Annotated in this window: 27 protein-coding genes; 15 read left to right on the forward strand and 12 right to left on the reverse strand. The window is 73.4% G+C overall.

The features are described from left to right. Window positions 1-9: 9 nt before the first annotated feature. On the reverse strand, window positions 10-144 hold the full coding sequence (locus NOCA_RS28470; protein ID WP_274378259.1) for a hypothetical protein: 135 nt from the start codon (window positions 142-144) through the stop codon (window positions 10-12). Window positions 145-304: 160 nt separating this feature from the next. Here NOCA_RS28470 and NOCA_RS15045 point away from each other — a divergent pair, with 160 nt between their 5' ends. From NOCA_RS15045 to NOCA_RS15055, 3 genes are read left to right on the forward strand one after another with little or no spacing between them, the layout of a single operon-like run. Further along, the gene (locus tag NOCA_RS15045; RefSeq protein WP_011756120.1) at window positions 305-748 is read left to right on the forward strand and encodes a helix-turn-helix transcriptional regulator; all 444 of its coding nucleotides are present in this window, start codon (window positions 305-307) and stop codon (window positions 746-748) included. 10 nt (window positions 749-758) lie between these two features. After that, window positions 759-1169 (forward strand): VOC family protein, encoded by a 411-nt coding sequence (locus NOCA_RS15050; protein WP_011756121.1) that lies wholly within the window; start codon window positions 759-761, stop codon window positions 1167-1169. Window positions 1170-1196: 27 nt separating this feature from the next. Then, window positions 1197-3584 (forward strand): ATP-binding cassette domain-containing protein, encoded by a 2388-nt coding sequence (locus tag NOCA_RS15055; protein ID WP_011756122.1) that lies wholly within the window; start codon window positions 1197-1199, stop codon window positions 3582-3584. A gap of 180 nt (window positions 3585-3764) precedes the next feature. Here NOCA_RS15055 and NOCA_RS15060 read toward each other — a convergent pair whose 3' ends face one another. After that, window positions 3765-4061, reverse strand: coding sequence for a type II toxin-antitoxin system RelE family toxin (locus NOCA_RS15060; RefSeq protein WP_011756123.1), 297 nt, complete (start codon window positions 4059-4061; stop codon window positions 3765-3767). Continuing rightward, the gene (locus tag NOCA_RS15065) at window positions 4058-4342 is read right to left on the reverse strand and encodes a type II toxin-antitoxin system Phd/YefM family antitoxin (RefSeq protein WP_011756124.1); all 285 of its coding nucleotides are present in this window, start codon (window positions 4340-4342) and stop codon (window positions 4058-4060) included. Before NOCA_RS15065 ends, NOCA_RS15060 begins: the two co-directional genes overlap by 4 nt. A 71-nt stretch (window positions 4343-4413) precedes the next feature. On the opposite strand from NOCA_RS15065, the gene NOCA_RS15070 reads away from it, so the two are divergent. Continuing rightward, window positions 4414-4911 carry a VOC family protein gene (locus NOCA_RS15070; RefSeq protein WP_011756125.1) on the forward strand — a complete coding sequence of 166 codons (498 nt, stop codon included), beginning with the start codon at window positions 4414-4416 and terminating at the stop codon, window positions 4909-4911. Here the strand turns inward: NOCA_RS15070 and NOCA_RS15075 are convergent. Continuing rightward, window positions 4908-5804, reverse strand: a complete 897-nt coding sequence (locus NOCA_RS15075; protein WP_011756126.1) for an LLM class F420-dependent oxidoreductase — start codon at window positions 5802-5804, stop codon at window positions 4908-4910. The two genes, NOCA_RS15070 and NOCA_RS15075, sit on opposite strands and share 4 nt — an antisense overlap. A 10-nt stretch (window positions 5805-5814) precedes the next feature. Then, window positions 5815-6552, reverse strand: a complete 738-nt coding sequence (locus NOCA_RS15080; protein WP_011756127.1) for a M50 family metallopeptidase — start codon at window positions 6550-6552, stop codon at window positions 5815-5817. A 55-nt stretch (window positions 6553-6607) separates the two neighbouring features. On the opposite strand from NOCA_RS15080, the gene NOCA_RS15085 reads away from it, so the two are divergent. The 6 genes from NOCA_RS15085 to NOCA_RS15110 all read left to right on the forward strand — a co-directional run bounded on the left by NOCA_RS15085 (window position 6608) and on the right by NOCA_RS15110 (window position 10646). Beyond that, window positions 6608-6832, forward strand: coding sequence for a hypothetical protein (locus NOCA_RS15085; RefSeq protein ID WP_011756128.1), 225 nt, complete (start codon window positions 6608-6610; stop codon window positions 6830-6832). Further along, window positions 6829-7266, forward strand: coding sequence for a hypothetical protein (locus NOCA_RS15090; protein ID WP_011756129.1), 438 nt, complete (start codon window positions 6829-6831; stop codon window positions 7264-7266). The genes NOCA_RS15085 and NOCA_RS15090 overlap by 4 nt, the downstream gene beginning before the upstream one ends. 81 nt (window positions 7267-7347) lie before the next feature. Then, window positions 7348-8019, forward strand: a complete 672-nt coding sequence (locus tag NOCA_RS15095; protein WP_011756130.1) for a lysoplasmalogenase — start codon at window positions 7348-7350, stop codon at window positions 8017-8019. Between the two features lie 10 nt (window positions 8020-8029). Continuing rightward, window positions 8030-8866 carry an aldo/keto reductase gene (locus tag NOCA_RS15100; RefSeq protein ID WP_011756131.1) on the forward strand — a complete coding sequence of 279 codons (837 nt, stop codon included), beginning with the start codon at window positions 8030-8032 and terminating at the stop codon, window positions 8864-8866. Continuing rightward, window positions 8863-9945 carry a D-TA family PLP-dependent enzyme gene (locus NOCA_RS15105; RefSeq protein WP_011756132.1) on the forward strand — a complete coding sequence of 361 codons (1083 nt, stop codon included), beginning with the start codon at window positions 8863-8865 and terminating at the stop codon, window positions 9943-9945. The genes NOCA_RS15100 and NOCA_RS15105 overlap by 4 nt, the downstream gene beginning before the upstream one ends. Window positions 9946-9968: 23 nt before the next feature. Then, window positions 9969-10646, forward strand: coding sequence for a peptidylprolyl isomerase (locus NOCA_RS15110; RefSeq protein ID WP_011756133.1), 678 nt, complete (start codon window positions 9969-9971; stop codon window positions 10644-10646). Window positions 10647-10676: 30 nt separating this feature from the next. On the opposite strand, the gene NOCA_RS15115 is transcribed toward NOCA_RS15110, so the two are convergent. Beyond that, window positions 10677-10877, reverse strand: coding sequence for an SDR family NAD(P)-dependent oxidoreductase (locus NOCA_RS15115; protein WP_011756134.1), 201 nt, complete (start codon window positions 10875-10877; stop codon window positions 10677-10679). Next, complete coding sequence (locus tag NOCA_RS15120; RefSeq protein WP_011756135.1) at window positions 10877-11362, reverse strand: OsmC family protein; 486 nt, start codon at window positions 11360-11362, stop codon at window positions 10877-10879. The genes NOCA_RS15115 and NOCA_RS15120 overlap by 1 nt, the downstream gene beginning before the upstream one ends. A 111-nt stretch (window positions 11363-11473) precedes the next feature. Here NOCA_RS15120 and NOCA_RS15125 point away from each other — a divergent pair, with 111 nt between their 5' ends. Next, window positions 11474-11758: a hypothetical protein gene (locus NOCA_RS15125; protein ID WP_011756136.1), complete on the forward strand. Its 285-nt coding sequence runs from the start codon at window positions 11474-11476 to the stop codon at window positions 11756-11758. Window positions 11759-11904: 146 nt separating this feature from the next. On the opposite strand, the gene NOCA_RS15130 is transcribed toward NOCA_RS15125, so the two are convergent. The 3 genes from NOCA_RS15130 to NOCA_RS15140 form a co-directional block, all read right to left on the reverse strand. Further along, the gene (locus NOCA_RS15130) at window positions 11905-13173 is read right to left on the reverse strand and encodes a YncE family protein (protein ID WP_011756137.1); all 1269 of its coding nucleotides are present in this window, start codon (window positions 13171-13173) and stop codon (window positions 11905-11907) included. A 113-nt stretch (window positions 13174-13286) separates the two neighbouring features. Next, a complete protein-coding gene (locus NOCA_RS15135; RefSeq protein ID WP_011756138.1) occupies window positions 13287-14999 on the reverse strand; it encodes an aminotransferase class V-fold PLP-dependent enzyme in 1713 nt (570 codons plus the stop codon). A 51-nt stretch (window positions 15000-15050) separates the two neighbouring features. Continuing rightward, entirely contained in the window at window positions 15051-16796 is a 1746-nt protein-coding gene (locus tag NOCA_RS15140; RefSeq protein WP_011756139.1) for a hypothetical protein, read from the reverse strand. 202 nt (window positions 16797-16998) lie between these two features. Between NOCA_RS15140 and pepN the strand changes: the two genes are divergently transcribed. After that, the gene (gene pepN / locus NOCA_RS15145) at window positions 16999-19470 is read left to right on the forward strand and encodes an aminopeptidase N (RefSeq protein WP_011756140.1); all 2472 of its coding nucleotides are present in this window, start codon (window positions 16999-17001) and stop codon (window positions 19468-19470) included. Next, entirely contained in the window at window positions 19467-20318 is an 852-nt protein-coding gene (locus tag NOCA_RS15150; protein ID WP_011756141.1) for a formate dehydrogenase accessory sulfurtransferase FdhD, read from the forward strand. Before pepN ends, NOCA_RS15150 begins: the two co-directional genes overlap by 4 nt. 28 nt (window positions 20319-20346) lie before the next feature. Here NOCA_RS15150 and NOCA_RS15155 read toward each other — a convergent pair whose 3' ends face one another. Together NOCA_RS15155 and NOCA_RS15160 are read right to left on the reverse strand one after the other, a co-directional pair. Next, the gene (locus tag NOCA_RS15155; RefSeq protein ID WP_041546568.1) at window positions 20347-21714 is read right to left on the reverse strand and encodes an NAD(P)-binding protein; all 1368 of its coding nucleotides are present in this window, start codon (window positions 21712-21714) and stop codon (window positions 20347-20349) included. Window positions 21715-21826: 112 nt separating this feature from the next. Beyond that, window positions 21827-22336, reverse strand: a complete 510-nt coding sequence (locus NOCA_RS15160; RefSeq protein WP_011756143.1) for a NifB/NifX family molybdenum-iron cluster-binding protein — start codon at window positions 22334-22336, stop codon at window positions 21827-21829. Window positions 22337-22419: 83 nt separating this feature from the next. On the opposite strand from NOCA_RS15160, the gene NOCA_RS15165 reads away from it, so the two are divergent. Next, a complete protein-coding gene (locus NOCA_RS15165; protein WP_011756144.1) occupies window positions 22420-23580 on the forward strand; it encodes an exonuclease SbcCD subunit D in 1161 nt (386 codons plus the stop codon). After that, complete coding sequence (locus NOCA_RS15170) at window positions 23577-26222, forward strand: AAA family ATPase (RefSeq protein ID WP_011756145.1); 2646 nt, start codon at window positions 23577-23579, stop codon at window positions 26220-26222. Before NOCA_RS15165 ends, NOCA_RS15170 begins: the two co-directional genes overlap by 4 nt. Window positions 26223-26224: the final 2 nt, after the last annotated feature.

A 26224-nucleotide genomic window follows, 5' to 3' on the forward strand; every position in this document is an offset into this window, starting at 1 on the left:
CCGGGCCGCTCAGGCGGCCCGGACCGGCTGTGGCTCGCAGTCGCAGCCGTCGCACGCGAGGTAGACGTGCAGCGCGTGCCCGCACAGCGGGCACGGCCGGTCGTGCGACAGGTGCTCGGTGCTGGTCTCGACGGTGTCCCACATGGCGCTTCCTCCCTCATCGTCCCTGATGGTTTCGGACCTCCGTGTCCAGAGGAGGCCCCCGATCACCCCTCGGATACCTCTGCCATCGGCCGGTGTGGTCGGCACTGAAGGAACCGCGACCGACCGGCGGGAGGCGGCGCGGTGTGGCACGATCGCGGACGTGGCGACCCGACCCGCGCGCGGCCCCGACCTGCGCGACCTCGCGCGCCTGCGCCGGGTCCGGGACCGGATCGACCGGGAGTACGCCCAGCCGCTCGATGTCGAGGCGCTCGCGCGCGGGGTGCACCTGTCGGCCGGGCACCTGAGCCGCCAGTTCCGACTGGCGTACGGCGAGCCGCCCTACGCCTACCTGATGACCCGCCGGATCGAGCGCGCGATGATGCTGCTGCGCCGCGGCGACCTGTCGGTCACCGAGGTGTGCTTCGAGGTCGGCTGCTCCTCGCTGGGCACGTTCAGCACCCGGTTCACCGAGCTGGTCGGCGTGCCCCCCAGCAACTACCGCGAGGAGGCGGCCCAGGCGACGCTCGGCCTGCCGTCCTGCGTCGCGAAGCAGGTCACCCGACCGGTCAGGAATCGAGAAGCGCCGACGCCGGCACCCGCCTAGCGTGAGCGCCATGGACATCACCATTCACACCACGGCCCTCCCGCACGTCGACCCCGAGGAGTCGGTGACCTTCTACCGAGACGTCCTCGGCTTCGAGGTCCGCAGCGACGTCGGGACCGGCACGATGCGGTGGATCACCGTCGGCCCGGTGGGCCAGCCCGACACCTGCATCCTGCTGGCGCCGCCCGCCGCGGACCCCGGCATCACCGAGGACGAGCGCCGGATGATCTCCGAGATGATGGCCAAGGGCACCTACGGCTGGATCCTGCTGGCGACCAAGGACCTCGACACCACGTTCGACCGGGTCCAGGCCACCGACGCCGAGGTCGTCCAGGAGCCGACCCTGCAGCCGTACGGCGTGCGCGACTGCGCGTTCCGCGACCCCGCGGGCAACCTGGTCCGCATCCAGCAGCTCGACTGAACCGCAACCCGAAGGAGTCCGCCCGGCATGGCCCCGAAGACCGTGACGCCGACCCGCACGCCGTATCCCGCCGACAGCCACGAGGTGATCCGGGTGCACGGCGCCCGGGTGAACAACCTGCGCGACGTGCACGTCGAGATCCCGAAGCGCCGGCTCACCGTGTTCACGGGGGTCTCCGGCTCGGGGAAGAGCTCGCTGGTCTTCGACACGATCGCGGCCGAGTCCCAGCGGCTGATCAACGAGACCTACAGCGCGTTCCTGCAGGGCTTCATGCCCACGTTGGCGCGCCCGGAGGTCGACGTCCTCGAGGGCCTGACGACCGCGATCATCGTCGACCAGGAGCGGATGGGAGCAAACCCCCGCTCCACGGTCGGCACGGCGACCGACGCCTACGCGATGCTGCGGATCCTGTTCAGCCGGCTCGGCGACCCGCACATCGGCTCGCCGACGGCGTTCTCCTTCAACGTCCCGACCCGGGTCGCGAGCGGTGCGATGACCACCGAGAAGGGCGGCCGGACCGAGCGGAAGGTGGTGCGCAAGGCCGTCTACCTCGGCGGCATGTGCTCGCGCTGCGAGGGGATGGGCTCGGTCTCCGACTTCGACCTGACCGCGCTGTACGACGACAGCCTCTCGCTCAACGAGGGCGCGCTGAAGATCCCCGGCTACAGCATGGAGGGCTGGTACGGGCGGATCTTCCGCGGCTGCGGCTGGTTCGACCCCGACAAGCCGATCGGCATGTACACGAAGAAGGAGCTCGACACCCTCCTGTACCGGGAGGCCACCAAGATCAAGGTCGACGGGATCAACCTGACCTACCTCGGCCTGATCCCGCAGATCCAGAAGTCGATGCTCTCCAAGGACGTCGAGGCGATGCAGCCGCACACCCGGGCCTTCGTCGAGCGCGCGATCACGTTCACGACCTGTCCGGACTGCGACGGCACCCGGCTGAGCGCGGAGGCCCGCTCCTCGCGGATCGCCGGGAAGAACATCGCGGACCTGTCCCGGATGCAGATCACCGACCTGGCCGCCTGGCTGCGCGACCTGGACGACCCCACGGTGGCGCCGCTGGTCGCCGGGCTGCAGCACCTGCTCGACTCGTTCGCGGAGATCGGGCTCGGCTACCTCTCGCTCGAGCGGCCGGCCGGCACGCTGTCCGGGGGAGAGGCGCAGCGGACCAAGATGATCCGCCACCTCGGCTCGTCGCTGACCGACGTCACCTACGTGTTCGACGAGCCCACGATCGGGCTGCACCCCCACGACATCGAGCGGATGAACGGGCTGCTCCTGCAGCTGCGCGACAAGGGCAACACCGTGCTCGTCGTCGAGCACAAGCCGGAGACGATCGCGATCGCCGACCACGTCGTCGACCTCGGACCGGGCGCCGGCAGCGCCGGCGGCCAGGTCGTCTTCGCGGGCACGTACGACGGGCTGCGCGGCAGCGCCACCGTGACCGGCCGGCACCTCGACGACCGTGCGTCGCTCAAGGACGCGGTCCGGCAGCCGACCGGCGCGTTGCAGGTCCGGGGCGCCTCGACGCACAACCTCCGAGACGTCGACGTCGACCTCCCGCTGGGCGTGCTGTGCGTGCTCACCGGCGTCGCCGGGTCGGGCAAGAGCTCGCTGGTCCAGGGGTCGGTGGCCGGCCGCGACGGTGTCGTCGTGATCGACCAGGGCGCGATCAAGGGCTCGCGGCGCAGCAACCCGGCGACGTACACCGGGCTGCTCGACCCGATCCGCAAGGCGTTCGCGAAGGCCAACGGGGTGAAGCCGGCGCTGTTCAGCGCCAACTCCGAGGGCGCCTGCCCGACCTGCAACGGCGCCGGCGTGATCTTCACCGACCTCGGCGTGATGGCCACGATGGAGTCGCCCTGCGAGGACTGTGAGGGCAAGCGGTTCCAGGCGGCGGTCCTGGAGTACGCCTTCGGCGGCAAGGACATCAGCGAGGTGCTCGCGATGCCGGTGACCGAGGCGCTGGCCTTCTTCGCGGAGGGCGACGCGGCCACTCCGGCGGCGCACCGGATCCTGGAGCGGCTCGCGGACGTGGGTCTCGGTTATGTCAGTCTGGGGCAGCCGCTCACGACCCTGTCGGGAGGGGAGCGGCAGCGCCTCAAGCTCGCGGCCCAGCTGGCCGACAAGGGCGAGGTCTACGTGCTCGACGAGCCCACCACGGGGCTGCACCTCGCCGACGTCGCGCAGCTGCTCGGCCTGCTGGACCGGCTGGTCGACGCCGGCCGGTCGGTGATCGTGATCGAGCACCACCAGGCGGTGATGGCGCACGCGGACTGGATCGTCGACCTCGGTCCGGGCGCCGGCCACGACGGCGGCCGGGTGGTCTTCGAGGGCCCGCCCGCCGACCTGGTCGCGGCCCGGTCGACGCTCACGGGCGAGCACCTGGCGGCGTACGTCTCACCATGAGGGACGGTCGGCGGCTGGACTTCGACCGGCTCCGGGCGCTCCTGCGCGTATCGCCGATAACTGACATTATGTCAGGTCACGCAGGCTGAGCCCGCTCCCCGGAGGCCCCGCAGCCGCCCGATCCACGGGTGGTCCGGGACCACGACCGTCAGCGCCGCCCGCAGCCTGCCCCGGCGGCTCTCACTCCCGGCGCCCGTAGGCGTCTCGCCGGTGCGCGATCGTGACCACCGCGATCACCAGGCGCCGGTCGAGGATGCGATACAGGATGCGGTACTCGCCCCTCCGCGCCGACCACAGCGGCGTGAGCGGCTCGAGGAGGGGTTTGCCCACGCGGCGGGGCGCTTCGCGCAGCGGCCCGCGGATGAACTCGAACGCCGCCATCGCCACGGCCGCCGGCAGGTCCCACTCCAGGGCGCGCCGAGCGCCTCGGGTGAAGACGACCTCGTAGCCGGTACCACCCTCGTCGGGAGCGCTCACGCGGGCAGTCGCCCGCGTCGCTGCATCGCGACGCGGACCTCGTCGAGCGTCGAGACCTCCCCGGCCTCGAGGTCCGCCAGCCCCGCGCGCAGGGCCTCGACCTCATCGGCGCGGCTGAGGACGTCGACGGTCTCGAGCAGCGCGTCATAGTCCTCGGCGCTGAGCAGCACGGCGACCCGATCGCCGTTCCGCGTCACCTCGAACCGCTCGTGCGTGGTGACCGCCGCCTCCACGAGCTTGGACAGGCTGGCCCGCGCGGCAGCAAGCGAGAGCGTCGTCATGTACACGATTCTAGCGCAAATCAGCGTGCTCGGCGTAGCCGAGGTCCCGGACCCGGGGGTAGCGTCCCGCCATGACCGAGCGGGACCTGGCCGCCATCGCCGCCGAGCGCGAGCGGATCCGGAGAACCTACCTGTCCCCCACGTCCTCCCGGGCGCCGTCCGCGGCGCGCGGCCTGCACCACGTCGCGATCGTGTGCGCGGACGTCGAGCGGACGGTGCGCTTCTACCAGGAGGTGCTGGAGTTCCCGCTGACCGAGATCGTCGAGAACCGGGACTACGCCGGCTCCAACCACTTCTTCTTCGACATCGGCAACGGCAACCTGATCGCGTTCTTCGACTTCCCCGGCCTCGATGTCGGACCGTACGCCGAGGTCCTCGGCGGCCTGCACCACCTCGCGATCTCGGTCGAGCCGGAGCGCTGGGAGCGGCTGCGGGTCAACCTGGACGCGGCCGGCGTGGAGTACCTCCTGGAGAGCGGTACCTCGATGTACTTCCGCGACCCCGACGGGACCCGCGTGGAGCTGATCTCCGACCCGCTCGGCGAGATGTACGGCCTGAGCGTCCTCTAGGAGTCGCGCCAGGAGGCGAGCTGCGCCAGGCGCGGCAGCACCCGCTCGCAGATCGCGCCCGTCCACCCGGCCGGGTCGTCGGTCGGCGGCATCAGCGCCACGAGGCTGATGCCGAGCGCGGCGTACCGCTCCATCTCGGCGAGCCAGGCGTCGGTCTCCCCCAGCGGGTCCGGGCCGCCCGCGCCGCCGAGCATCGTCTTCTCGATCTCGTCGTAGTCGCGGCCGACGGCGTCGCAGTGCCGGCGCAGCACGTCGAGCTTGTGCCGCACCCCGTCCGGGCCGTCGGGGAACAGGTTGCACGCGTCGGCGTACTGCGCGACCAGCCGCAGCGTCTTGCGCTCCCCTCCCCCGCCGACCAGGATCGGCGGGTGCGGCTGCTGCACGGGCGGCGGCACGCAGACGGTCTCGGCGAGCCGGTAGTGCCGGCCCTCGAACGGCCCGTCGTCCGCGCCCCACATCTGCCGGCAGATCCGCAGCGTTTCCTCGAGCCGCTCGAAGCGCTCGGCCGTCGGCGGGAACGGCACGCCCAGGGCGGCGTGCTCGCGGTCGTACCACGCGGCGCCGAGGCCCAGCATCGCCCGGCCGCCCGAGAGCACGTCGAGCGTCGTGACGATCTTGGCGAGCAGGCCGGGGTGCCGGTACGTCGAGCCGGTCACCAGCAGCCCCAGGCGCAGGCGCTCGGTCCCAGCGGCCAGGTAGCCGAGTGTCGTGTAGCCCTCGAGCATCGGCTCCGCGGGCCCGCCCAGCTGCTCCATCTGGAAGTAGTGGTCCATGACGGTGAGCTGCGCGACGCCGCCCTGGTCGGCCACCCGTGCCGTCTCAGTGAGCCGCTCGGCCAACCGGGTCTGCCAGTCGGGGTGGCTGAAGCTCGCGTAGTGGATGCCGATCTGCACGGACCTGAGCCTAGGCGGGTCCACCCAGGACGGGAACGCCCAGCAGCCAGCTGCCGCCGAGCACCAGCGCACCGAGCGTCGCGGCCAGGAAGACCCCGATCCACACCGGCCCCGGCAGCCGGGTCAGCCGGGCCAGCACGTCGGCGTCGGAGGTCCGCGCGCGACCCGGGTGGCGCAGGGCCTGGAGCTCGAGCACCGGCCGCGGCGCACCGAGGAGGAGGAACCAGGTGCCGACGTAGGCCACCGCCGTCTGCAGCTGTCCGCTCCCCCACCACGACACCGCGAACACCGCGAGTGCGGCCAGCCCGACGGCGTACAGCCCGTAGAAGTTGCGGATCTGGAGCAACAGCAGCGCCAGGAGCAGCACCGCCAGCCAGAGCACCGCGAGTGCGTGCCGCTCGCGCAGCAGGTACGCCGCGCCCAGGCCCAGCGCGGCCGGGCCGAGGTAGCCCGCCAGGGTGGTCGCGACCATCCCCGGGCCGGTCGGGCGGCCACGGGAGACGGTGAGCCCCGAGGTGTCGGAGTGCACCCGGATCCCCGCGAGCCGGCGGCCGCTGAGCAGCGCGGCGACCCCGTGCGCGCCCTCGTGCGCGATCGTCACCAGGTGCCGCCCGGCCCGCCACCCCGCTGGCACCACCACCATCAGCAGCGCCACCACGGCCCCGAGCAGGACCAGGCCCGGCTCGGGCGGCGGCTGCCGACCGACGACGTCGTCCCAGATTTCGGAGAGGACGTCCGCGGCGGCCATGCGGACAGCGTCCCGCACACGCGTGGGAGGAACGGGCATTGGGTACGCCCCAACTATGACTGAGCAGCACAGCACCGAGCAGCTGGAGGCCATCCAGGCCGTCGTCGACCGGGTCACCTCCTGGCAGGACGGCGCGACCGAGAGCACCGTCGAGCAGGAGCTGCGCGACGGCTTCGACGAGGCCGGCGTCGACGTCGCGGACCCCGACATCACCCGCCTGGCCGACGCGATCCAGGCCGAGCACGGCGCGATCTCGGCGGCGGACGTGCTGTCCGCATGACGGAGGGACCCAGCGCCGCCCACCGCCGTCCTGAAGGCGTCGACGACGCCACGGTCGAGGCGCTGGGCAGGCTCTCGGAGGCGCTGGAGGCGGTCGAGGTCGCCCGGGGCCACCTGTACGCGTTCCACCGGCTCTCCGGCACCGCCGACCTCACCCTCGGCGACGCCGTGGCGAAGCTCCGCGACGCCGGACACACCGAGCTCGCCGACCGCATCGGCCGCGAGCTGGTCGGGCGGAACGTGATCCCGGGCTGTTGGACCTTCCAGATCGTCGAGGCGTACGACGAGAGCTACTACGCGACCTTCCGGGATCTCGAGCGCGCCGCCCGCGAGCAGCTCGTGGGCGGACGCCGGCACCTCTACGAGGCCGAGATGAAGGAGGACCGCCGTACCCACGGCGCCCCCGGCCACGAGGCCACTCCCGACGACCTCTGAGGCCCGGCGGCCGGCGGCCGCTGCCCCGGCCGCGCCGGACCTGGTAGGAATCGGCTACGACCTCGACGAGCGGAGCAGGCGATGACCCAGGCGGATGGCCGAGCCCCTCGGCGAGTCACCGGCGCTGCGTTCGGCCTGCTCGCCCTCACCGACGCGGCCCTCGCCGCCGCACCACCGCGGCTCGGGCGACTCCGGCTGCTGACCAAGCCGCTGCTGATGCCGGCGCTGCTGAGCCGGTCGCTGCCGGTGCCCGGCGACCGCAGGCTGGCCGCGGCCCAGGGGTTCTCCTGGGGCGGCGACCTCGCCCTGATCGGCAAGAGCCGGACGTCGTTCCTGGCCGGCGTCGGCCTGTTCCTGGCCGCCCACCTCTGCTACCTCGGCGCCTTCCGCGCCCGCTCCTCGGTCCCGGTGCTCGCGACGCCGGGGCGACGCCGGTTCCTGGCGCTGGCGGGCGCGAGTGCCGGTGGCATGGCGCTCGCCGCGGCCCGCGAGGACCGGGTCCTCGCGCTGCCGGTGGCCACCTACAGCGGCGCCCTGGCCGCCATGGTCGCCACGGCCGCGGCGATCGACCCGGACCGCGGCCGCGACCAGGTCCTGGGTGGCGCGGCACTGTTCCTCGCCTCGGACACCGTGCTCGGCCTCCGCACGTTCCTGCTCGGCGAGGAGAGCGCCGCGTCCCGGGCCCTCGAGTCGGTCGTGATGGCGACCTACACCGCCGGGCAGTGGTGCATCGGCGAGGGGATGCGTCGGTAGGTTGGCGGTCATGGCCATCCCGACCCACCAGCTCAACGACGGCAGCACCCTCCCGGCGATCGGGTTCGGCACCTACCCGATGAAGGGCGAGGAGGGCGTCACCGCGATCCGAGGCGCGATCGAGGTGGGCTACCGCCTCCTCGACACGGCCGTGAACTACCAGAACGAGACCGCGGTCGGCGAGGCGATCCGGCGCTCGAGGGTGCCCCGGGAGCTCCTCCAGGTGACCAGCAAGCTGCCCGGCCGCGACCACGGGTACGACGACGCGATCGCCAGCGTGCACGGGTCCCTCGAGCGGCTGGGCCTGGAGTACCTCGACCTGCATCTCATCCACTGGCCCAACCCGAGTCGCGACCAGTACGTCGACGCCTGGCGGGCGCTGGTCGACCTGCGCGAGCAGGGCCTGGTGCGCTCGATCGGGGTCTCGAACTTCACCGAGCGGCACCTCGAGCGGATCATCGCGGCGACCGGCGTGACGCCCGCGGTCAACCAGATCGAGCTGCACCCGTACTTCCCGCAGGCCGACATGCGCGCGGTCGACGAGGGCCTGGGGATCCGCACCGAGGCCTGGAGCCCGCTGGGCAAGCGCCAGGCGCCGTTCGCCGAGCCGGCCGTCGCGGACGCGGCGCGGCGGCACGGCATGACGCCGGGGCAGGTGATCCTGCGCTGGCACGTCCAGCTCGGCAGCATCCCGATCCCCAAGTCCGCCGCTCCCGAGCGGCAACGGCAGAACCTCGACGTGTTCGGGTTCGAGCTCTCCGAGGACGAGGTCGCGGCGATCACCGCGCTCGGCCGCCCGGACGGCCGGCTCTTCGGCGGCGACCCCGACGTCCACGAGGAGATGTGAGCGGGCCTCCGGCCGAGCCCGCGACGCCGTACCTGCGCGTCGACGTCGCGCGGCTCCGGGCCAACATCGAGCGCACCACCCGATGGGCGGCGGCCGGGGGTGTCTCGCTGCGGCCGCACGCCAAGACCCACAAGAGCCCCGACATCGCCCGGCTCCAGCTCGCGGCCGGCGCCATCGGGCTCACGGTCGCGACGATCGGCGAGGCGGAGGTGTTCGTCGAGCACGGCGCCGAGGACGTGTTCGTCGCCTACCCGCTGTGGCTGACCGAGAACGGCGCCCGGCGGCTGCGCGACCTCGCGGACCGCGCCGACCTGGCCATCGGCGTCGACTCGGCCGAGGGAGCCCGGCTCGCCGCCCGCCTGCTCGAGGGCAGCGGTGTCGTGGCGCTGGTGGAGGTCGACAGCGGCCAGCACCGCTCCGGCGTCGACGCCGAGGACGCCGGTACGGTGGCGGCCGCGGCCGTCGAGGCCGGCCTGCCGGTGCGCGGGGTGTTCACCTTCCCCGGGCACAGCTACTCCCCCGACGCGCTGCGGAGCGCCGCCGACGACGAGGCCCGGGTGCTGCGGGCGGCCACGGAGTCCCTGCGCAGCTTCGGCCTCGAGCCCGACGTGGTCAGTGGCGGCTCCACCCCGAGCCTGGCCCACACCCACACCGACGAGCTCACCGAGCTGCGGCCCGGCGTGTACGCCTTCGGCGACGCCCAGCAGTGGGAGCTCGGCTCGGCGGCCCCCGACGACCTGGCGCTGACCTGCCGGGCCACGGTCGTCAGCCACGCCGGCGGCCGGCTGGTCCTCGACGCCGGGAGCAAGGCCCTCGGCGCGGACCGGGCGGCGTACGCGACCGGATGGGGCCGGCTGCCGGCGTACCCGGACGCGCGGGTCGTGCAGCTCTCGGAGCACCACGCCGTCGTCGACCTCACCGGTGCCCCGCTCCCCCGGCTCGGCAGCCGCGTCGACGTCGTCCCGAACCACGTGTGCGCCGCGGTCAACCTCGCCGACACGCTGTGGGCCGACCACGGACCCGACGGCAGCGACGCCCTCGAGCCGTGGCCGGTGACCGCCCGCGGGCGCAACGACTGAGCCGCTCCCCTACGATTCCGCCCATGTCGCTCCGCTCCGCCGCCGCCGTAGCCTCGCTCGCCACCGTCGCCCTGCTGCTCGGCGGCTGCGGCTCCGACGACGGAGCCGACCAGAAGAGCGCCACGGACGCCGGCGCGACGACGAGCTGCACGTACGCCGCCGACGGCTCCGCCCCGGCCAAGGAGGTCGACCCGCCCGCCGAGGACGCGCCCGCCTCCGGCACCGTCGCGCTCACGATGGCGACCAGCGTCGGCGACCTCGGCCTCACGCTGGACGCGGCCGCGGCGCCCTGCACCGTGAACTCGTTCGTGTCGCTGGCCGAGCAGGGCTACTTCGACGACACCTCCTGCCACCGGCTGACCACCCAGGGCATCCACGTGCTCCAGTGCGGGGACCCGACCGGCACGGGCACCGGCGGGCCCGGCTACACGATCCAGGACGAGGTCGACGGGAGCGAGAGCTACCCCGCCGGCACCCTGGCGATGGCCCGGACCCAGGCCCCGGACTCGGGCGGCTCGCAGTTCTTCATCGTGTACGGCGACACCCCGCTCCCGCCGGACTACACGGTGTTCGGCACGGTCGACGACGCCGGGCTGAAGGCGATCGAGAAGGTCGCCGGGGCCGGCACCGACGAGGCCAATGGCCCGGGCGACGGGCACCCGCTGACGCCGGTGGACATCCGGTCCGTCACGGTCGGCTGAGCCGCTTCCCCATCGGGAAGCGCACGCCGGTCAGCTCCTCGGAGCGCTCCCAGTGGCCGCGACCGCGCGGCCCTTCGCGGGGTCGCGGACGGCCAAGACGACCGAAGCGCCCCGGCCGGCGAGCACCCGAGCGGTCTCCAGGCCGAGGCCCGCGCTGGCGCCGGTGATGACGAAGCGCCGGCCGTCCTGGCGGGGTACGGCGTCCCACCGGGCCGGCCGGCGCCGCGCCATCAGCGGACGCCGTACTCGATCGGAGCACCGAGCTGGACGGTGCGGCCGACCGTGCACAGCCGGTCGCGGGACATCTCGACCGAGCGCGGCAGCACCTCGCGGGCCTGATCGCCGTCCTCGCCGTCGGGGAAGCGCACGTGGAAGGTCAGCCGGATGTCGACCAACCGGTTGCCCTCCTCGTCGCGGATCTTGTCCCCCTCGGCCGCGACCTCGAACGTCGTCGCGGCCGCCCGCTTGCCGGTGATCAGGTCCACGTCGATCGCACTGCACCCGGCGAGCGCGGCGAGCAGGAGCTCCACCGGCGTGAAGTCGGGGTCGGCACCGGAGCCCACCGGGAGCACGCCGCCGCGCCCGTTGGTCGCCATGAACCGGCCGACGCCGATCTTGTGCAGGTCGATATGGCGCAGGGTGTCCGGACGAGGAGTGTCCGGATCAGGCAGCGCCGGCTGGTCGGGGTCGGGCTGGGGGTGGTCAGCGGTCGTCATGGACCCAGGGTGCCAGAGCCGCGACACGCCCGGGATCCGCGGCGGGGGTTGTCTCGCCCGGCGCCATCGGGGACGGTGGAGGTGACCAGCCAAGCTATTCGGAAGGCGAGCATGCTCACCCTCACCGAGAACGCCAGTGCCATCGTCAACGAGATCACCAACCAGCCCGGCCTCGCCGAGACCGCGGGGCTGCGGATCACCACCGACGACTCCCCCGAGCCCGCCTTCGCGATCTCCGCGGCCGAGCAGGCCGAGCCCGGCGACCAGGTCGTCGAACAGGGCGGGGCGACCGTCTACCTCGACCAGTCCGCCGCGGACCTCCTCGGCGACAAGGTCCTCGACGCCGCAGTCGACCCGTCGGGGAAGGTCGAGTTCGCCCTGGCCCTCCAGGGCTGACCGCACCGGAGAAGCCCGGGCCACAGCCTGCCGCGGCCCCCGGACCGTTGTCGTTTGGTCACCAACGGCGAGATGAAGAGCCTCCTGTCCGCCGTTGGTGACCAAACCGCACGACTTCTGGGGCCACGGCGGCGGACCTGGTTGCGTCAGGCGGACGGCGCCGGCACCAGGTCGGCGCGCACCCAGCCGTTGCGGACCCGCTGCGGGTGGTCGCCGACGGGGACGGTCTGGACGATCCGGCCGGTCCGGTAGGAGATCTTCGAGACCTCGTCGGTGCCGCTCCAGGAGATGTAGCAGGACCGGCCGTCCCAGCTCTGGGTGACCCAGTACGGCTTGCCGTCCTGCTTCCTCAGCAGCGGTCCGCGGCGGAACGTCTGCGCGTTCACGACCGTCGCGTAGTCGGACATCGTGCCGGCCACACAGAGCTTGGTGCCGGACGGGTTCATCGCGATGCCGTGGTGGGCCGAGTCGAGCAGGTACTGCTCACGCGGCATGTCCGGGACCAGGTTCGGCAGGTGCTTGACCCGGGTGATCCGCCCGGAGGCGCGGTCCATCTCCACGAAGCCGTGGAAGAACGAGAGCTGGAAGTAGAACGTCCGGTCGTCCGGTGACAGCGTCATCGGACGCACGGCGGTGCTCATCTTGGTCAGTCCACGGTCGTCGAGGGCCTTGCGCAGGTCGTAACGGCGCACGATCTGCATGGTCTTCGCGTCGACGATCTGCAGCACCCGCTCCTGCTTGGTCGCGTCGAGGGCCGGGTCGTCCAGCGGGCTGTAGACCATCCCGATGCTGGCGTGCAGGATCCGCTTCCCGCCGTCGATGAAGATGTTCTCGTGCGGCGACCCGCCGGAGGGGAACCGGCCGACCTCGACGCCGTCCGCGACCCGCAGCACGTGCACCACGTTGCCGGTCGAGGCGCTCACGACCACCCGCCGGCCGTCCGGGGAGATCGCCATGTGGTCGGAGCGGACGCCGTCGACCTGGAAGCGCCAGACGATCTCCTTGGTCGCCAGGTCGATCCCGACGACGTCGGCGAACGACGGCCGCGACACGATCAGCAGCCGCCCGTCGTTCGAGGAGTACATGTCGTCGACGTACTGGTCGTGTCCCTCACCGATCAGCGCCCGGATGGCGAGGAAGTTGGCGAACCGGTACGGGTTCGTCGCGATCTCCTGGATCCGCTCGTCCCGGTCCGGGACGATGTCGATGCGGCCCAGCCGCTCGAAGGTGTCGGGGTCGAGGATGTCGGCGGTGCCGTCCCAGTTGTTGCCGACGAAGACGGCGCGGCGTACGTCGTCCCCACGCCGCTCGGCCGCTCCGCGCAGGTCGTCGGCCGACGCCGGCGCGGCAGTGAGGGTCGCGGCGACCGATGCGGCGAGGGCGACCAGGGCGGCGAGGGTGGTCCGGAGGCGCATGCCGGGGCAACGAGGGCGTCGCCGCGTCGGTTACGTGTGAGTCCGACCCCTACTCGGACGGTCCGGACGGCGGCGCGATACGCCGGTCGGGACCTCCTTCGTCGGTCGCGCGACTACTCGACCTGGCTGCTGGGCCGAGCCGGCGCAAGCGCCGACTCGGGCAGCTCGAACCACCGGAGGTGCTCGAAGTCCGCGCTGAGGTTGGCGGGATGGGTGGCCAGGTCCGGGCCGGTCGCGGAAGCCAGGATCGCGACGCCCTCGCGCAGGTGCTCGGCGAGCAGCTCCTCTCCCCCGGTGGCGTCGTTGCTGGGCATCGACACCCGCCCGCCCTCGTAGGCGACGTCGCGGAGGCTGAGCGGCGGGCTGACCAGGCCCGCCCGGTGCCGCCAGCGCCCGCTGGCGGGGTCGAAGCGATAGTCGTCGAGCAGCCGCCACCCGTCGCGGGCGACCAGCCGGACCGCCTCGATGAGGTAGTCGACGACCGCGTCGGAGACGAAGTAGTTGAAGTTGACGCGCACCCAACCGGGCTTGATCCCCTCGCAGCCGCCGGCGATCTCGCGCTCGAACTCGTGGGAGCGCTCGAGGTCGATGCCGAGCAGCCGGTGCCCGTAGGGGCCGGCGCACGAGCAGCCGCCCCGCGACTGGATGCCGAACAGGTCGTTGAGCAGCGCGACCACGTAGTTGTGGTGCAGGTAGCGCCCGGACGGCGAGCGCACGACGAAGGAGACGATCGAGAGCCGCTCGGCCTCGAGGTTGCCGAGCAGCTCCAGGGCCGGCTCCTCCCGCCACGCCGCCACGGCCCTGCGCAGGTGCCGCTCCTCCTGGGCCCGGATCGTCGCGGTCCCGACGGCCTCCTTGAGCTGGAAGACCAGGCCGGCGCGGATCGCCTCGATGATCGCCGGGGTCCCGCCCTCCTCGCGCTGGGTCGGGTCGGTCAGGTAGCGGTGGTCGTCGTCGTTGACATACGCGACGGTGCCCCCGCCGGGCACGTCCGGAACGCGGTTGGCGAACAGCTCGCGCCGCGCGACCAGCACGCCGGGCGTCGCCGGCCCGCCGATGAACTTGTGCGGCGAGATGAACACCGCGTCCTTGTAGGACAGCGGCCGGTCCGGCTGCGCCCCCATCTCGATCTCGATGTACGGCGCCGCCGCGGCGAAGTCCCACAGGCTCAGCGCGCCGTGCTCGTGGAGCAGCTCGGCGATCGCGGCCGTGTCCGACACGATGCCGGTCACGTTCGAGGCGGCCGAGAAGGACCCGATCTTCAGCGGCCGTCCGGCGTACGCCGCCAGCTGGGCGCGCAGGTCGTCCCGGTCGACACCGCCGTCGCCGTCCTGGCGGATCGTGACGACGTCGGCGATGGACTCGCGCCACGGGATCTCGTTCGAGTGGTGCTCGTACGGGCCGATGAAGACCACCGGCCGCCGGTCGGCGGGGATGTGCTCGGCGAGCCCGTAGGCGTCCTCGAGCGCGGAGGGGATCCGCAGGCCGAGGACGCCGATCAGCTTGGCGATCGCGCCGGTCGACCCGGAGCCGGCGAAGAGCACGACGGTGTCCTGGTCGCCGCCGACGGCCGCACGGATGATCTCGCGGGCCTCCTCGCGCAGGCGGGTGGTCTGCAGGCCGGTGCCGCTGGACTCGGTGTGCGTGTTGGCGTAGCCGGGCAGCACCTGGTCGCGGATGAAGTCCTCGATGAAGGTGAGGGCCCGCCCGGACGCGGTGTAGTCGGCGTAGGTGACCCGGCGACTCCCGTACGGCGTCTCCATCAGGTGGTCCTCGCCGATCACCGAGTCGCGGATCAGCCCGAGGAGGGCCTCCCGGTCAGGCATGCACGACCACCATGTCGGTCATGCTCCCACCCGGGAGGCCCTCTCGCAGGGCTACCGCACCACGAGCTGCACGGACTTGCTCCCGGCGACGACGCCGTCGACCGGGCCGAGCACCTGGCTGCTGACCGTCTGGCCGCGGCTGCGCTTGCTCAGCGAGACCAGGGTGACCTTCAGCTGGTCGTTGCGGACCAGGTTCGCGACGGCCTTCTGCGCCTGCTCGATGCTGGTCAACCGGCCCAGGCCGCCGAGGTACTGGCCGCCGGTCACGTCCAGGAACCCCTGGCCACCGGCCATCCGCCGCGGGATCCGCACCGTCACGGGCACGGTGGTGCTCCCGGTGGGGCCGCTCAGCACCGCCTGCAGCGTGAGCCTCGACCCGGCGCGCACCGGGATCGCCTGGCGGCGCGACACGTTGGTCCACGTGCCGTCGACCTTCCGCTGGAGCGCGCTGAGGCGGTACGAGGTCGCCTCGTCCAGCACGGTCGCGTCGGTCGACACGCTGTCGATGGTGACCCCCGGGATCCGGGCGAGCGCGTAGACGATGTCACCGAGGGAGAAGCCGACCTCGTAGGACAGGTCCCAGTCCGAGACGTACAGGTCGGTGCTGGTCAGCTCGAAGGCCGCCCCGTCCGGCCCGGTGCCGGCCACGGTCCACGACGCCAGCTCGCTGCCGTCGACGGTGCCGTCGACGACCCGGTCCTGGTTGGCCAGGAACTGGTAGAAGGTGGTGCTCGCCAGCGCGTCCGGCGTCTGCACCGAGACCTGCGAGACGCCGGTGCGACTGCGCTCGCCGTAGGTCACGAGCGACGAGACGCCGGCGGTCTCCGGCAGCGGGCCGAGGACGCCGGTGATGCCGGTGGTGCGGTCGTTGGTGATCGTGCCCGCGGGCGCGCCGATGTTGGCGAGCTTGAACCCGGCGATCAGGTCCTCCTGGACATAGATCGCGTCGGCCGGGTGCAGCGCCATCGTGGTCGCGCCGAGCCGCTGGACCGGGTGGCCGAACCCGACGACGTTGCCGTCGCACACCGACGTCGCGGTGCCGACCGCGGCCATCGTGATGTCGCCGTACGCGAGCGAGGCCGCGAGGTTGCCGCCGGCGACGATCGTCTCCGGGCCCGCGGCGGTCGCCGAGGCCCGGCCGACGGCGTACGCCGAGCGCGGGAGGTAGCTGCGCGTGCCCGCGTGCTGCTGGGCGAGCGTGAGCTGCCGGGCGCCGACGCCCGCCACGCCCAGCGGGGCCGGCAGCTGGGCGAAGCCCTGCCCGGCCTGCCGCGCGGTGACCTCGCTGTGCTGCGCGATCGTCCGCGCGGCGGTGCGGTCGACCGTCACGGTGCGGGCGGCGCCGGTGCCCAGGTAGTCGTCCATGTCGGCGTACGGCGTGACGCCGGCGACCGGTGACGGGCCCATGGCCAGGCCGTAGGCCACGGCACCGATCAGGCGGCCGTCGGCCGCGTAGACCGGCGACCCGGACATGCCCTGCCAGATCCCGACCCGGTCGATCTCGGCCGAGGTGAGGCGGACCATCACCATGTCGAGGCCGGGCGCGATGCCGTCGTCGAGCACGCCGAGCACCTCACCGGTGAAGCCCTCCGGCGTGGTGCCGCGGCTGACGGTCAGGCCGGTGACCGGCTGGTCGGCGGTGAGGTCGGCGACCGGGTACGGGGTCGCACAGTCCCCCGTCGGGTCGGCCGCCTGGGCCGTCCCGGTGCCGACGCTGGTGGCCGCGAGGCCGAGGCCCGCGACGGTGACGAGCGAGGCCAGGGCCCGCGCGCGACGGTGAGCAATGATCCGCTGCATGTGAGTAGGTTCCTCCCGAAACTCCGGCGCGGATCTCGCGCCGTACCCGTAGGACTCCGAAGACCCGCGCCCGGTTGCGTCGGGACCCCCGACGGCCCGCGGAGAGGATAGGTGGTCTGGACCGATGGCCGTCGCGGAACGAGCCAGCTGGTGCCGATCGGTGACCTGCGGGGCCTGGTGGGCCCCGACATAGGGTGGCCGGGTGAGCAGCCCCTACCAGAGTCTCCGGCACGCCGAGGCGGTCGCCCGCCGCGACCTCCTCTCCGTCGAGGAGTACGACGTCCGTCTCGACCTGGCCGCCGACGAGCAGACCTTCGGGTCGGTGACGACGATCCGGTTCACCAGTCGCGGGGGCGCCACGTTCCTCGACCTCAAGCCGGTCCGCGTCAACGAGATCCGCCTCGACGGCCGGGTGCTCGACCCGGACCTGCTGCAGCGCGGCCGGCTCCCGCTGGATACCGCCGAGGGCACCCACGAGCTCGTGGTCGACGCCGTGATGCCCTTCCGCAACGACGGTGAGGGCCTGCACGCCCACGTGGACCCGGCCGACGGCAGGCGTTACGTCTACGGGATGTCGTTCATGGAGGCGGCACCCACGATCTTCGCGTGCTTCGACCAGCCCGACCTCAAGGCCCCGTTCACCTTCCATGTGCTCGCACCGGCCGACTGGACCGTGATCGGCAACGCGCCCGCGACCCGCACCGAGGCCGGTCCCGGCGGCACGGCCCGGTGGGAGCTCGAGCGCACCCAGCCGCTGTCGACGTACTTCGTGACCCTGGTCGCGGGGCCGTACCACGTGATCCGCGACGAGCACGACGGCATTCCGCTGGGGCTCTCGGCACGCGCCAGCATCGCGGGCGCCCTGGACGCCGACGCCGACGAGCTGCTGACCATCACCAAGGCGTGCTTCGACGAGTTCCACCGGCTGTTCGGGATCCGCTACCCGTTCGGCGACTACCACCAGGCGTTCGTCCCGGAGTTCAACGCCGGCGCCATGGAGAATCCCGGCTGCGTGACGTTCCGCGACCCGCTGGTCTTCACCAGCCGGGTCACCCGCGGCGTCCGCATCCAGCGGGCCACGACGGTGGCGCACGAGATGGCGCACCAGTGGTTCGGCAACATCGTCACGCCGCGGTGGTGGGACGACCTGTGGCTCAACGAGTCGTTCGCCGAGTACATGGGCAACCGGGTCACCGCCGACGTCACCGAGTACGACGACGCCTGGACCCACAACGCCTACGCCCGCCGTCAGTGGGGGCTGGTCGCCGACCAGCGGCCGAGCACCCACCCGGTCGCCGGCAACGGCGCCGAGGACGCCGGCTCGGCGCTCCAGGACTTCGACGGGATCTCGTACACCAAGGGCTCCAGCATCCTCAAGCAGCTGAACGCGGCCCTCGGCGACGAGGTCTTCTTCGCCGGGGCGATCGACCACTTCACCCGCCACCGGTTCGGCAACGCCACCATGCACGACCTGTTCGCCAGCTGGGAGCGGGCCGGGGCCGGTGACCTCTCGACGTTCACGGGCAACTGGCTGCGCACCGCCGGTCCCGACCGCATCGTGCTCGACCGGGCTGCGGGCGTGGTCCGCCGTACTCCCCCGGCCGGGCACCCGGCCGACCGCGCCCACACGTTCCGGGTCGCCCGCGCGCTGCCCGAGGGCAAGTGGGAGGTCACGCCGCTGACCGTCGCGGGCGCGGAGACGGCGTACGACGCCGGGACCGCCGCCGTCGTGCTCGACCCCTACGAGGACAGCTGGGCGCTGGTCCAGCCCGACCCGACCACGGTCGCCGCACTGAAGTCGCTGCTGCCGCGCACCGAGGACACGCTGCTGAGGGCCGGGATCTGGAACAACGTGCGCAGCGCCTTCCACAACGCGGCGATGGACCCCGCGGACGTGCTCGACCTGGTCGAGGCGGGCCTGCCGGTCGAGGACAGCGACGACGCGCTGTTCTACACGATGCCCTGGGTGCTCGCGAAGGTCGTGCCGCTGACCGCCGACCCGACGGCTGCCCGGGAGCGGGTGCACCGCGCGACGTGGGCGAAGGCGCAGGCCTCGGGCGCCGGGTCGCCGCTCCAGCTCGCGGCGTTCCAGGCCGCGGTGTCCTCCGCCGGGTCCGCGGCGTTGCTGCGCGACTGGCTGGAGGGTCGGGCCCTCCCCGACGGTGTCGAGGTCGACCTCGACCTGCGGTGGCGGATCCTGGTCCGGCTGGCGGTGCTGGGCGAGACCGGCCGGGCCGAGCTCCAGGCCGCGCTCGACGCGGAGCCGACCGCACGGTCCCGGGTCGAGCACACGCGCGCCGTCGCCTCGCTGCCGGACCCGGAGGCCAAGGCCTGGGCGTGGGAACGGTTCACCGGCCGGGTCGACGTGCCCAACTACGAGCTCGAGGCCGCCGGCGTCGGCATGTGGCGCGGCGAGCAGGAGGAGCTGCTGGCGCCGTACGTCGAGCGCTACTTCGCCGACGTCGCCGAGACCGCCCAGGTGCGCAGCGGGTGGGTGCTGGCCGACGCCGCGATGTGGTTCTTCCCGCTGGTCTTCGAGACCGCCGACACCCTCGAGCGGGCATGGGAGCTGCTGGGGCGCGAGGACTTCGACCTGGCCATGCGGCGCCGGGTCGTCGACCTCGCCGACGAGCTGGAGCGGCGGATCGCGATCCGGGCGGCGTACCCCGCATGACGGGCCGGCCCATGATCGGCGGCGAGCGCGCGCGGCGTCCCGGGCCGACCGTCCGCACCCGGGTGCACGAGCACCTCGCGGGCGGCGAGCGTCGGCACGAGGACCGGCTCGCCACCGAGGAGCCGCTGGAGATCCGACTCGCCTGGCCGGGTGAGTCGGCGCGGCGGGTCTGGGTGACGATGCGGACCCCCGGCCACGACTTCGAGCTGGCCGCCGGCTGGCTGGTCCACGAGGGCATCGCCGCACCCGACGCCGTGCACGGGGTCGCCTACTGCACCGACGACGAGCTCACCGACGAGCAGGAGTTCAACGTCGTCACGGTCACGCTGTCCGCGCCGCCGCTGACCCCGCCGGGCCACCGGCACGTCGGCCGGTCCTCGGGGTCCTCGGCGTGCGGCGTCTGCGGCAAGGACAGCCTCGACGCGGCGCTCGCCACCCCCTCGGCCGCCCGTTGGTCCGGGCCGCTGCCCTCCCCCGAGGTGGTGTGCAGCCTCCCCGACCGGCTGCACTCGGCCCAGACCGTCTTCGCGCGCACGGGCGGGGTGCACGCCGCCGGCCTCGCCACCGCCGACGGCGAGCTGCTCGTCGTGCGCGAGGACGTCGGGCGGCACAACGCCGTCGACAAGGTGACCGGCGCCCGCGTGCTCGCCGGCACCTCGCCCGCCGGGGCCTGCCTGGTCGTCAGCGGTCGCGCCGGCTTCGAGCTCGTGCAGAAGGCCATGGCCGCCGGCATCGGCGCCCTGGTCGCCGTCGGCGCCCCCACCAGCCTGTCGGTGCGGCTCGCCGAGGAGTCCGGGCTGGTGCTCTACGGGTTCGTCTCCCCCGAGCGCTGCGTGCGCTACGTGTAGCTCACCACGACGGCGAGGTGGGCACCGGTCAGGACAGCTCGGCGAGCCGGGCCAACCCCGGACGAAGATGGGCCGCGAGCTTCTCTCGGGCGTCGTCGAACGCCGCAGAGCCCGGATACTCGGGCGGCGTCCGCGCCGGGTTGATCGCCGCCTTGTTCGCCCACTCCTTGACGTCGGGCTCGGCCATGAACGACAGCACCGCCCGCGTGCCGTGGACATTCATCCGCGCCCAGGAGGCCATCGAGTTGCCGAAGCCGGTCGGCGGGCAGAGGCGGTTCTTGTCCTCGTCGTCGCGACGCGTCGCCTCGACGTACCCGACGAGGGCCGCGCCGAAGCACGGGAAGCCGGCCCGGACCGCCTGGAGCGTGATGCCTTCCGGGCGCCAGACCGGGACGAGTGGCGGGTACTTCAGGCCGTCCGCCGCACAGTGGACGACCAGGGCGTCGTCCGCGACGGCGACCGAACCGTCGGCGAAGACGAGCTTGCCCGGGTCGGCGGCCTCGAGGTGTCCCCGTCGGAGCACGTTCTCGAGGGTGCGCAGCTGCTCGAGCTCCCACACGGCCAGCGTGGGGGCCTTGGCCATCGTCGGCATCACGGTGCGGTCGATGCGGAGCATGATGCCGGCGTCCTCGAGACGGAGGAACAGGTCCTCGAGCGAGGTGGACTCCGCCCCTGCCTGCATCGTGTCCGCGGCCAAGCGGGTGAAGATCGCAGGATCCGGTTGGACGACAGCCCGGTTCATCATCCACGGCTCACGCGGTCGCACCCAGCAGATCGCGTCCGGGTCGACCCCACGGGAGAGCAGCCAGATGCACGCGTCGGTCGCGGTCTTCCCCGAGCCGACGACGACGTACTGGCTCGGGGCTTCGCCGAGTCGGGCGAGGTCGTTGACCGGCACGACGCGGGCTGCGTCTCCCACCACGAAGGGCGCCGGCTTCTCCGCCGGGATGCTCGGCGCCAAGTAGTGGGCGTCGACGATCCGGCAACGCTCGGGCACCTCGAACCGTTCGCCCGAGACACGGGAGACGACCGTTCTCCCGCCGACGTACTCGCTGTTGGGGAAGAACTCGACCTTGCCCGACTCGACCATCCGGTCGAGCAACCTGGCGTAGTACGTGCAGATCTCGGCCTGGGTTGCCCGCTCCTGCAAGCCCTGCTCCGGTCCGCGCTGCTGCACCTGGCCGCCGCCAAGCAGGGTCGACGCGGCGCCGTAGAACGCCGAGGCTTGGTGCAGCCGGACGAAGGGATATGCCTCGAGCCAGTGCCCACTCACGCCGTGTCGACGATCGATCAGTGCGACGCGTACCTCGGCGTGGTCGATCAACGCGTCCGTGAAGGCCATGCCCATGGCGCCCGCCCCCACCACGAGGTAGTCGGCGTCCACGGTCCGGGTCACGACACCACGGTGGCACGGCCGTCAGATCGCGTCCATGACTCGTTCGTGTCGTCTGCTCGCGCGCGGATACCCGCGAGCAGGTCAGGTCCGAACGTGCGTCACCCCGGAAGGCTCACGGCGCGCCCGGACCTCCGCTCGCAGCCGCGGCACGGGCATCGCCGGTCACGCCGAGCACGAGTCGCACGCCGAGCCTGGCCAGCGTGTTCTGCATGGGCGGACCCATCCCGTCGGCCACCACGACGGTCACGCCGTGGTCGCGCAAGAACCGGACGATCCGCGCGTGGTGCTGGCCCTCTCCGCCCACGTCGTGCAGCCGGTCCCAGCCGACGTCCACGACCCGCCAGTCCACGACGGCACCGTCCTCCAGCCGCGCCAAGGCGACCTGCGCGGCCTTGCCCCAGCGCCGATCGACCGCGCCGGTCGGCGTGACCGGCACGCACACGATCTGGCTCGTCACCCGCACTCCCTCCCACACACCGACTCCGGGTTGGTCCGGGTCGACGATGCCCAGGGTCGTCGACCGCCCGGCGCGGCGGTCAGAGGCGAACGTCCCGATGGTCGGCGGTTCCCCGGGCCGCGGCCGCTCGGCCCCCTCGCCGAACGACGCATCCTCCACCGTCATGTTCACCTGCTCACGACCGTTCTGGCCCGCCCTCCTCGGCGCGCCCCCGCGGCGATGTCGGCGCCCGCTCCTAGCGTGGCGGTGTGCGCATCCTCCACACCTCCGACTGGCACCTCGGGCGGTCCTTCCACCGGGAGGGCATGCTCGGGCACCAGGCTGCGTACGTCGACCACCTCCTCGAGGTCGTCGAGCGGGAGCGGGTGGACCTGGTGGTCGTGGCGGGCGACGTCTACGACCGGGCGCTCCCCCACGTGGACGCCGTACGCCTCGCCGACGAGACGCTGGCCCGGCTGGCCGCGTCGCGGGCGAAGGTGGTGCTCACCAGCGGCAACCACGACTCCGCGCAGCGGCTCGGGTTCAGCTCCCGGCTGATCGACGCGGCCGGGGTCTTCATCCGCACCGACGCCGGGGGCGTCGGCACCCCGGTGCTGCTCGAGGACGAGCACGGACCCGTCGCCGTCTACGGCCTCCCCTACCTCGACCCGGACGCGGTCCGCGAGCCGTGGGGGCTGCCGGGCCGCAGCCACGAGGCGGCGCTGACCGAGGCGATGCGCCGGGTGCGGGCTGACCTGGCGAGCCGCCCCGCCCGATCGGTGGTCCTCGCCCATGCCTTCGTCGCCGGCGCCCAGCCCAGCGACTCCGAGCGCGACATCAGCGTCGGCGGGGTCTCGCTGGTGCCGACATCGGTCTTCGACGGCGTCGACTACACCGCGCTCGGCCACCTCCACGGCCGGCACACCCTGACCGACACGGTGCGCTACTCCGGCTCGCCGCTGGCCTACTCCTTCTCCGAGGCGACCCAGGTCAAGGGCTCCTGGCTCGTCGACCTCGGCGCCGACGGGGTCCGCGAGTGCACGTTCGTCGAGGCGCCGGTGCCGCGCCCCCTGGCCCGACTCCGCGGCACGCTCGACGACCTGCTCCACGACCTCACCATCACCGTGCACGAGGACGCCTGGGTGCAGGCCACGCTCACCGACGACGTGCGGCCCCTGCAGGCGATGGAGCGGCTGCGGCGCCGCTTCCCCCACACCCTCGTGATCGGGTTCGAGCCGCGGGGCGGCGCGCCGACCGCCGTGCCCGCGGCGCGCCGGGAGGGTCGCTCCGACCATGCCGTCGCCCTCGACTTCATCGCCGACATGCGCGGCGCCCCCGCGACGAGGGCGGAGGCCGCGCTGCTCCACGAGGCGGTCGACGCCTGCTGCGAGGACCCCGACTTCGACGTCCTCGTGTCGGGGGCCGGATGAGGCTCCACCACCTCGAGATCACCGCGTTCGGACCGTTCGCGGACACCGTCGCGGTCGACTTCGACGAGCTGTCCGGTGCCGGCCTGTTCCTGCTCTCCGGAGCGACCGGCTCCGGCAAGACCAGCGTCCTCGACGCCGTGTGCTTCGCCCTGTACGGCGACGTCCCCGGCGATCGCAGCACCGCCAGGCGGCTCCGGTCCGACCAGGCCGCCCCCGGCGTCCGCCCGGAGGTGACACTGGAGGCGACGCTGTCCGGCCGCCGGTTCCGGATCGTCCGCTCGCCGTCCTGGGAGCGGCCCAAGAAGCGCGGCGCCGGCCTGACCACCGAGCAGGCGTCGGTCTCGATCGCCGAGCGCATCGACGGCGGGTGGGTGACCCACTCGACCCGGCTGGACGAGACCGGACACCTGGTCACCCGGCTGGTCGGTATGAACACCGACCAGTTCACCCAGGTCGCCATGCTCCCGCAGGGCCGGTTCCAGGCGTTCCTCCGGGCCCGCTCCGAGGAGCGCCACCGGCTGCTCCAACAGCTGTTCCGAACCGGGCGGTTCGAGGGCGTCGAGCGCTGGCTGCGCGACCGGCGGCTGGCCCTGGGCCGCGAGGCCGAGGCGCTGCGCCGCCGCGTCGACGGGCTCGTCCACCGGGTCAGCGAGACCACCGGCACCCCCGCCCCCGAGGAGGGGACGGCCGACTGGGCGCACGCCTTGCTCGCCGACGCGTCCGCGCAGTGCGCAGAGACCGCGGCCGCCGCGCGCGCCGCCGCCGAGGCTGAGGCCGAGGCGCGCGCGTCCTGGGAGGCGGCGCGCGTCCTGACCGAGCGCCGGGCCCGCCTCGACACGGCCGCCGCCGAGCACCAGCGGCTGACCGCAGCCACCAGCGAGCAGGAGGCCGGCCGCGACCGGCTGGACGCGGCCCGGCGAGCGGCCGGCGTGGTGCCGCTGCACGCCCTCGCCGGGAAGGCCCAGCGAGCCCACTCCGCAGCCCGGACCGTGGTCGACCGGCTCGAGGTCACCGACCGTGGGGCGCTCGAGGCCGCCGTCGCCGAGGCGGTCGACGGCGCCGCCCGGATGCGGGCCCTGCAGCCGCGGGCGGCGCGCCTCCAACAGGTGCGCACCGAGACCGGGCGCCTCGAGCGGCGTCAGCGGTCCCTCGCCGAAGAGGTGGCGGCCGCGCACGTCGCCGCCCGGGCCCTCGTGCAGGCGCTGACCGCCCAGGTCGCCGAGGCCCGGGAGGCCCACGCCCGCTCCCGCTCGGAGGCGCAGCGGCTGCGCGGCCACGCGCTCGACGTACGCGAGGCACGCCTGGACGGGATGGTCGCCGAGCTCGCCGGCGCCCTCGCCGTCGGGGCGTCCTGCCCGGTCTGCGGGTCCTGCGACCACCCGCACAAGGCCGCGACCCGCGCCGGAGCCCCGGACGATGCCGCCGAGAAGGCTGCCCAGCGCGCGGCCGACGACGCCGCCGCGACCGAGCACCTGCGCGATGTCGAGGTCCGCGACCTGTCCGCCCGGCTCGACGCGGCGACCGAGCAGGTCGATCAGGTCCCCGCCGACCTGGTCGCCCAGGTCGCCGCCGCCGAGACCGCGCTGGACCGGCTGGCGGCCGAGGCGTCGCGGCTCGAGGCCGAGCTCGCCGACTACGACGAGACCGTGGCCGCGGACTTCGCCCGCCAGGAGCAGGCCGGTCGCTCGGCGCTCGCCGCGCTGGACGGCCTCGCCGCCGCCGGCACGGCCCTCGAGGACGCCCGGACGGCGCTGGCCGCGGCCGTGGTCGACGCCGGGTTCGCGAGCGCCGACGAGGCCGTCGCCGCGAGCCTCGACCAGCGGACCTACGACCGCCTCGCGGCCGCCGTCGCCGACCACGACCGCCGGCTCGCGGCCGTCGCCGCCGTGCTCTCCGAGCCCGGCGCGGCCGAGGTCGCAGCGGCCGTGCTCCCCGACCTGGGCGGGCTGGAGAGCGGCCACCGCACCACCCTCGACGCGCTGGGCGCGGCCCGTGCCCAGGAGTCGGCCTGGGCCACCCGCGCCGGGCGCCTGTCCGGCCTGGCCGCCGAGCTGGACGCCGCGCTGACCGCCTGGGAGCCGCTGCGTGACGAGCTCGACCTGACCACCCGCCTGTGCAGCTTCGTCGAAGGCAAGTCGGCCGACAACCGACTCCAGATGCGGCTCTCCGCCTACGTCCTCGCCTACCGGCTCTCCCAGGTCGTCACCGCCGCGAACGCGCGGCTGGGCGCGATGAGCGACCAGCGCTACTCCCTGGAGCACACCGGCCGGCGCGGCGCCGGCGAGACCCGCGGCGGCCTGAGCCTGCTCGTGCGCGACGACTGGTCCGGCGAGTCCCGCGACCCCGCGACCCTGTCCGGTGGCGAGACCTTCGTGGTCTCGCTCGCCCTGGCGCTGGGGCTGGCCGACGTCGTCACCCAGGAGGCCGGCGGAGCCGACCTCGACACGCTCTTCGTCGACGAGGGCTTCGGGTCGCTCGACGCCGACACCCTCGACGACGTGATGGGCACCCTCGACTCGCTGCGCGACGGCGGCCGCGTCGTCGGCGTCGTCAGCCACGTCGCCGAGATGCGCGACCGGATCCCCGCCCAGCTGGTCGTCACCAAGTCGCGCACCGGGTCGACGCTGCGACTATCCAGGTGAGC

Source organism: Nocardioides sp. JS614 (assembly GCF_000015265.1).
Taxonomy (GTDB): domain Bacteria; phylum Actinomycetota; class Actinomycetes; order Propionibacteriales; family Nocardioidaceae; genus Nocardioides.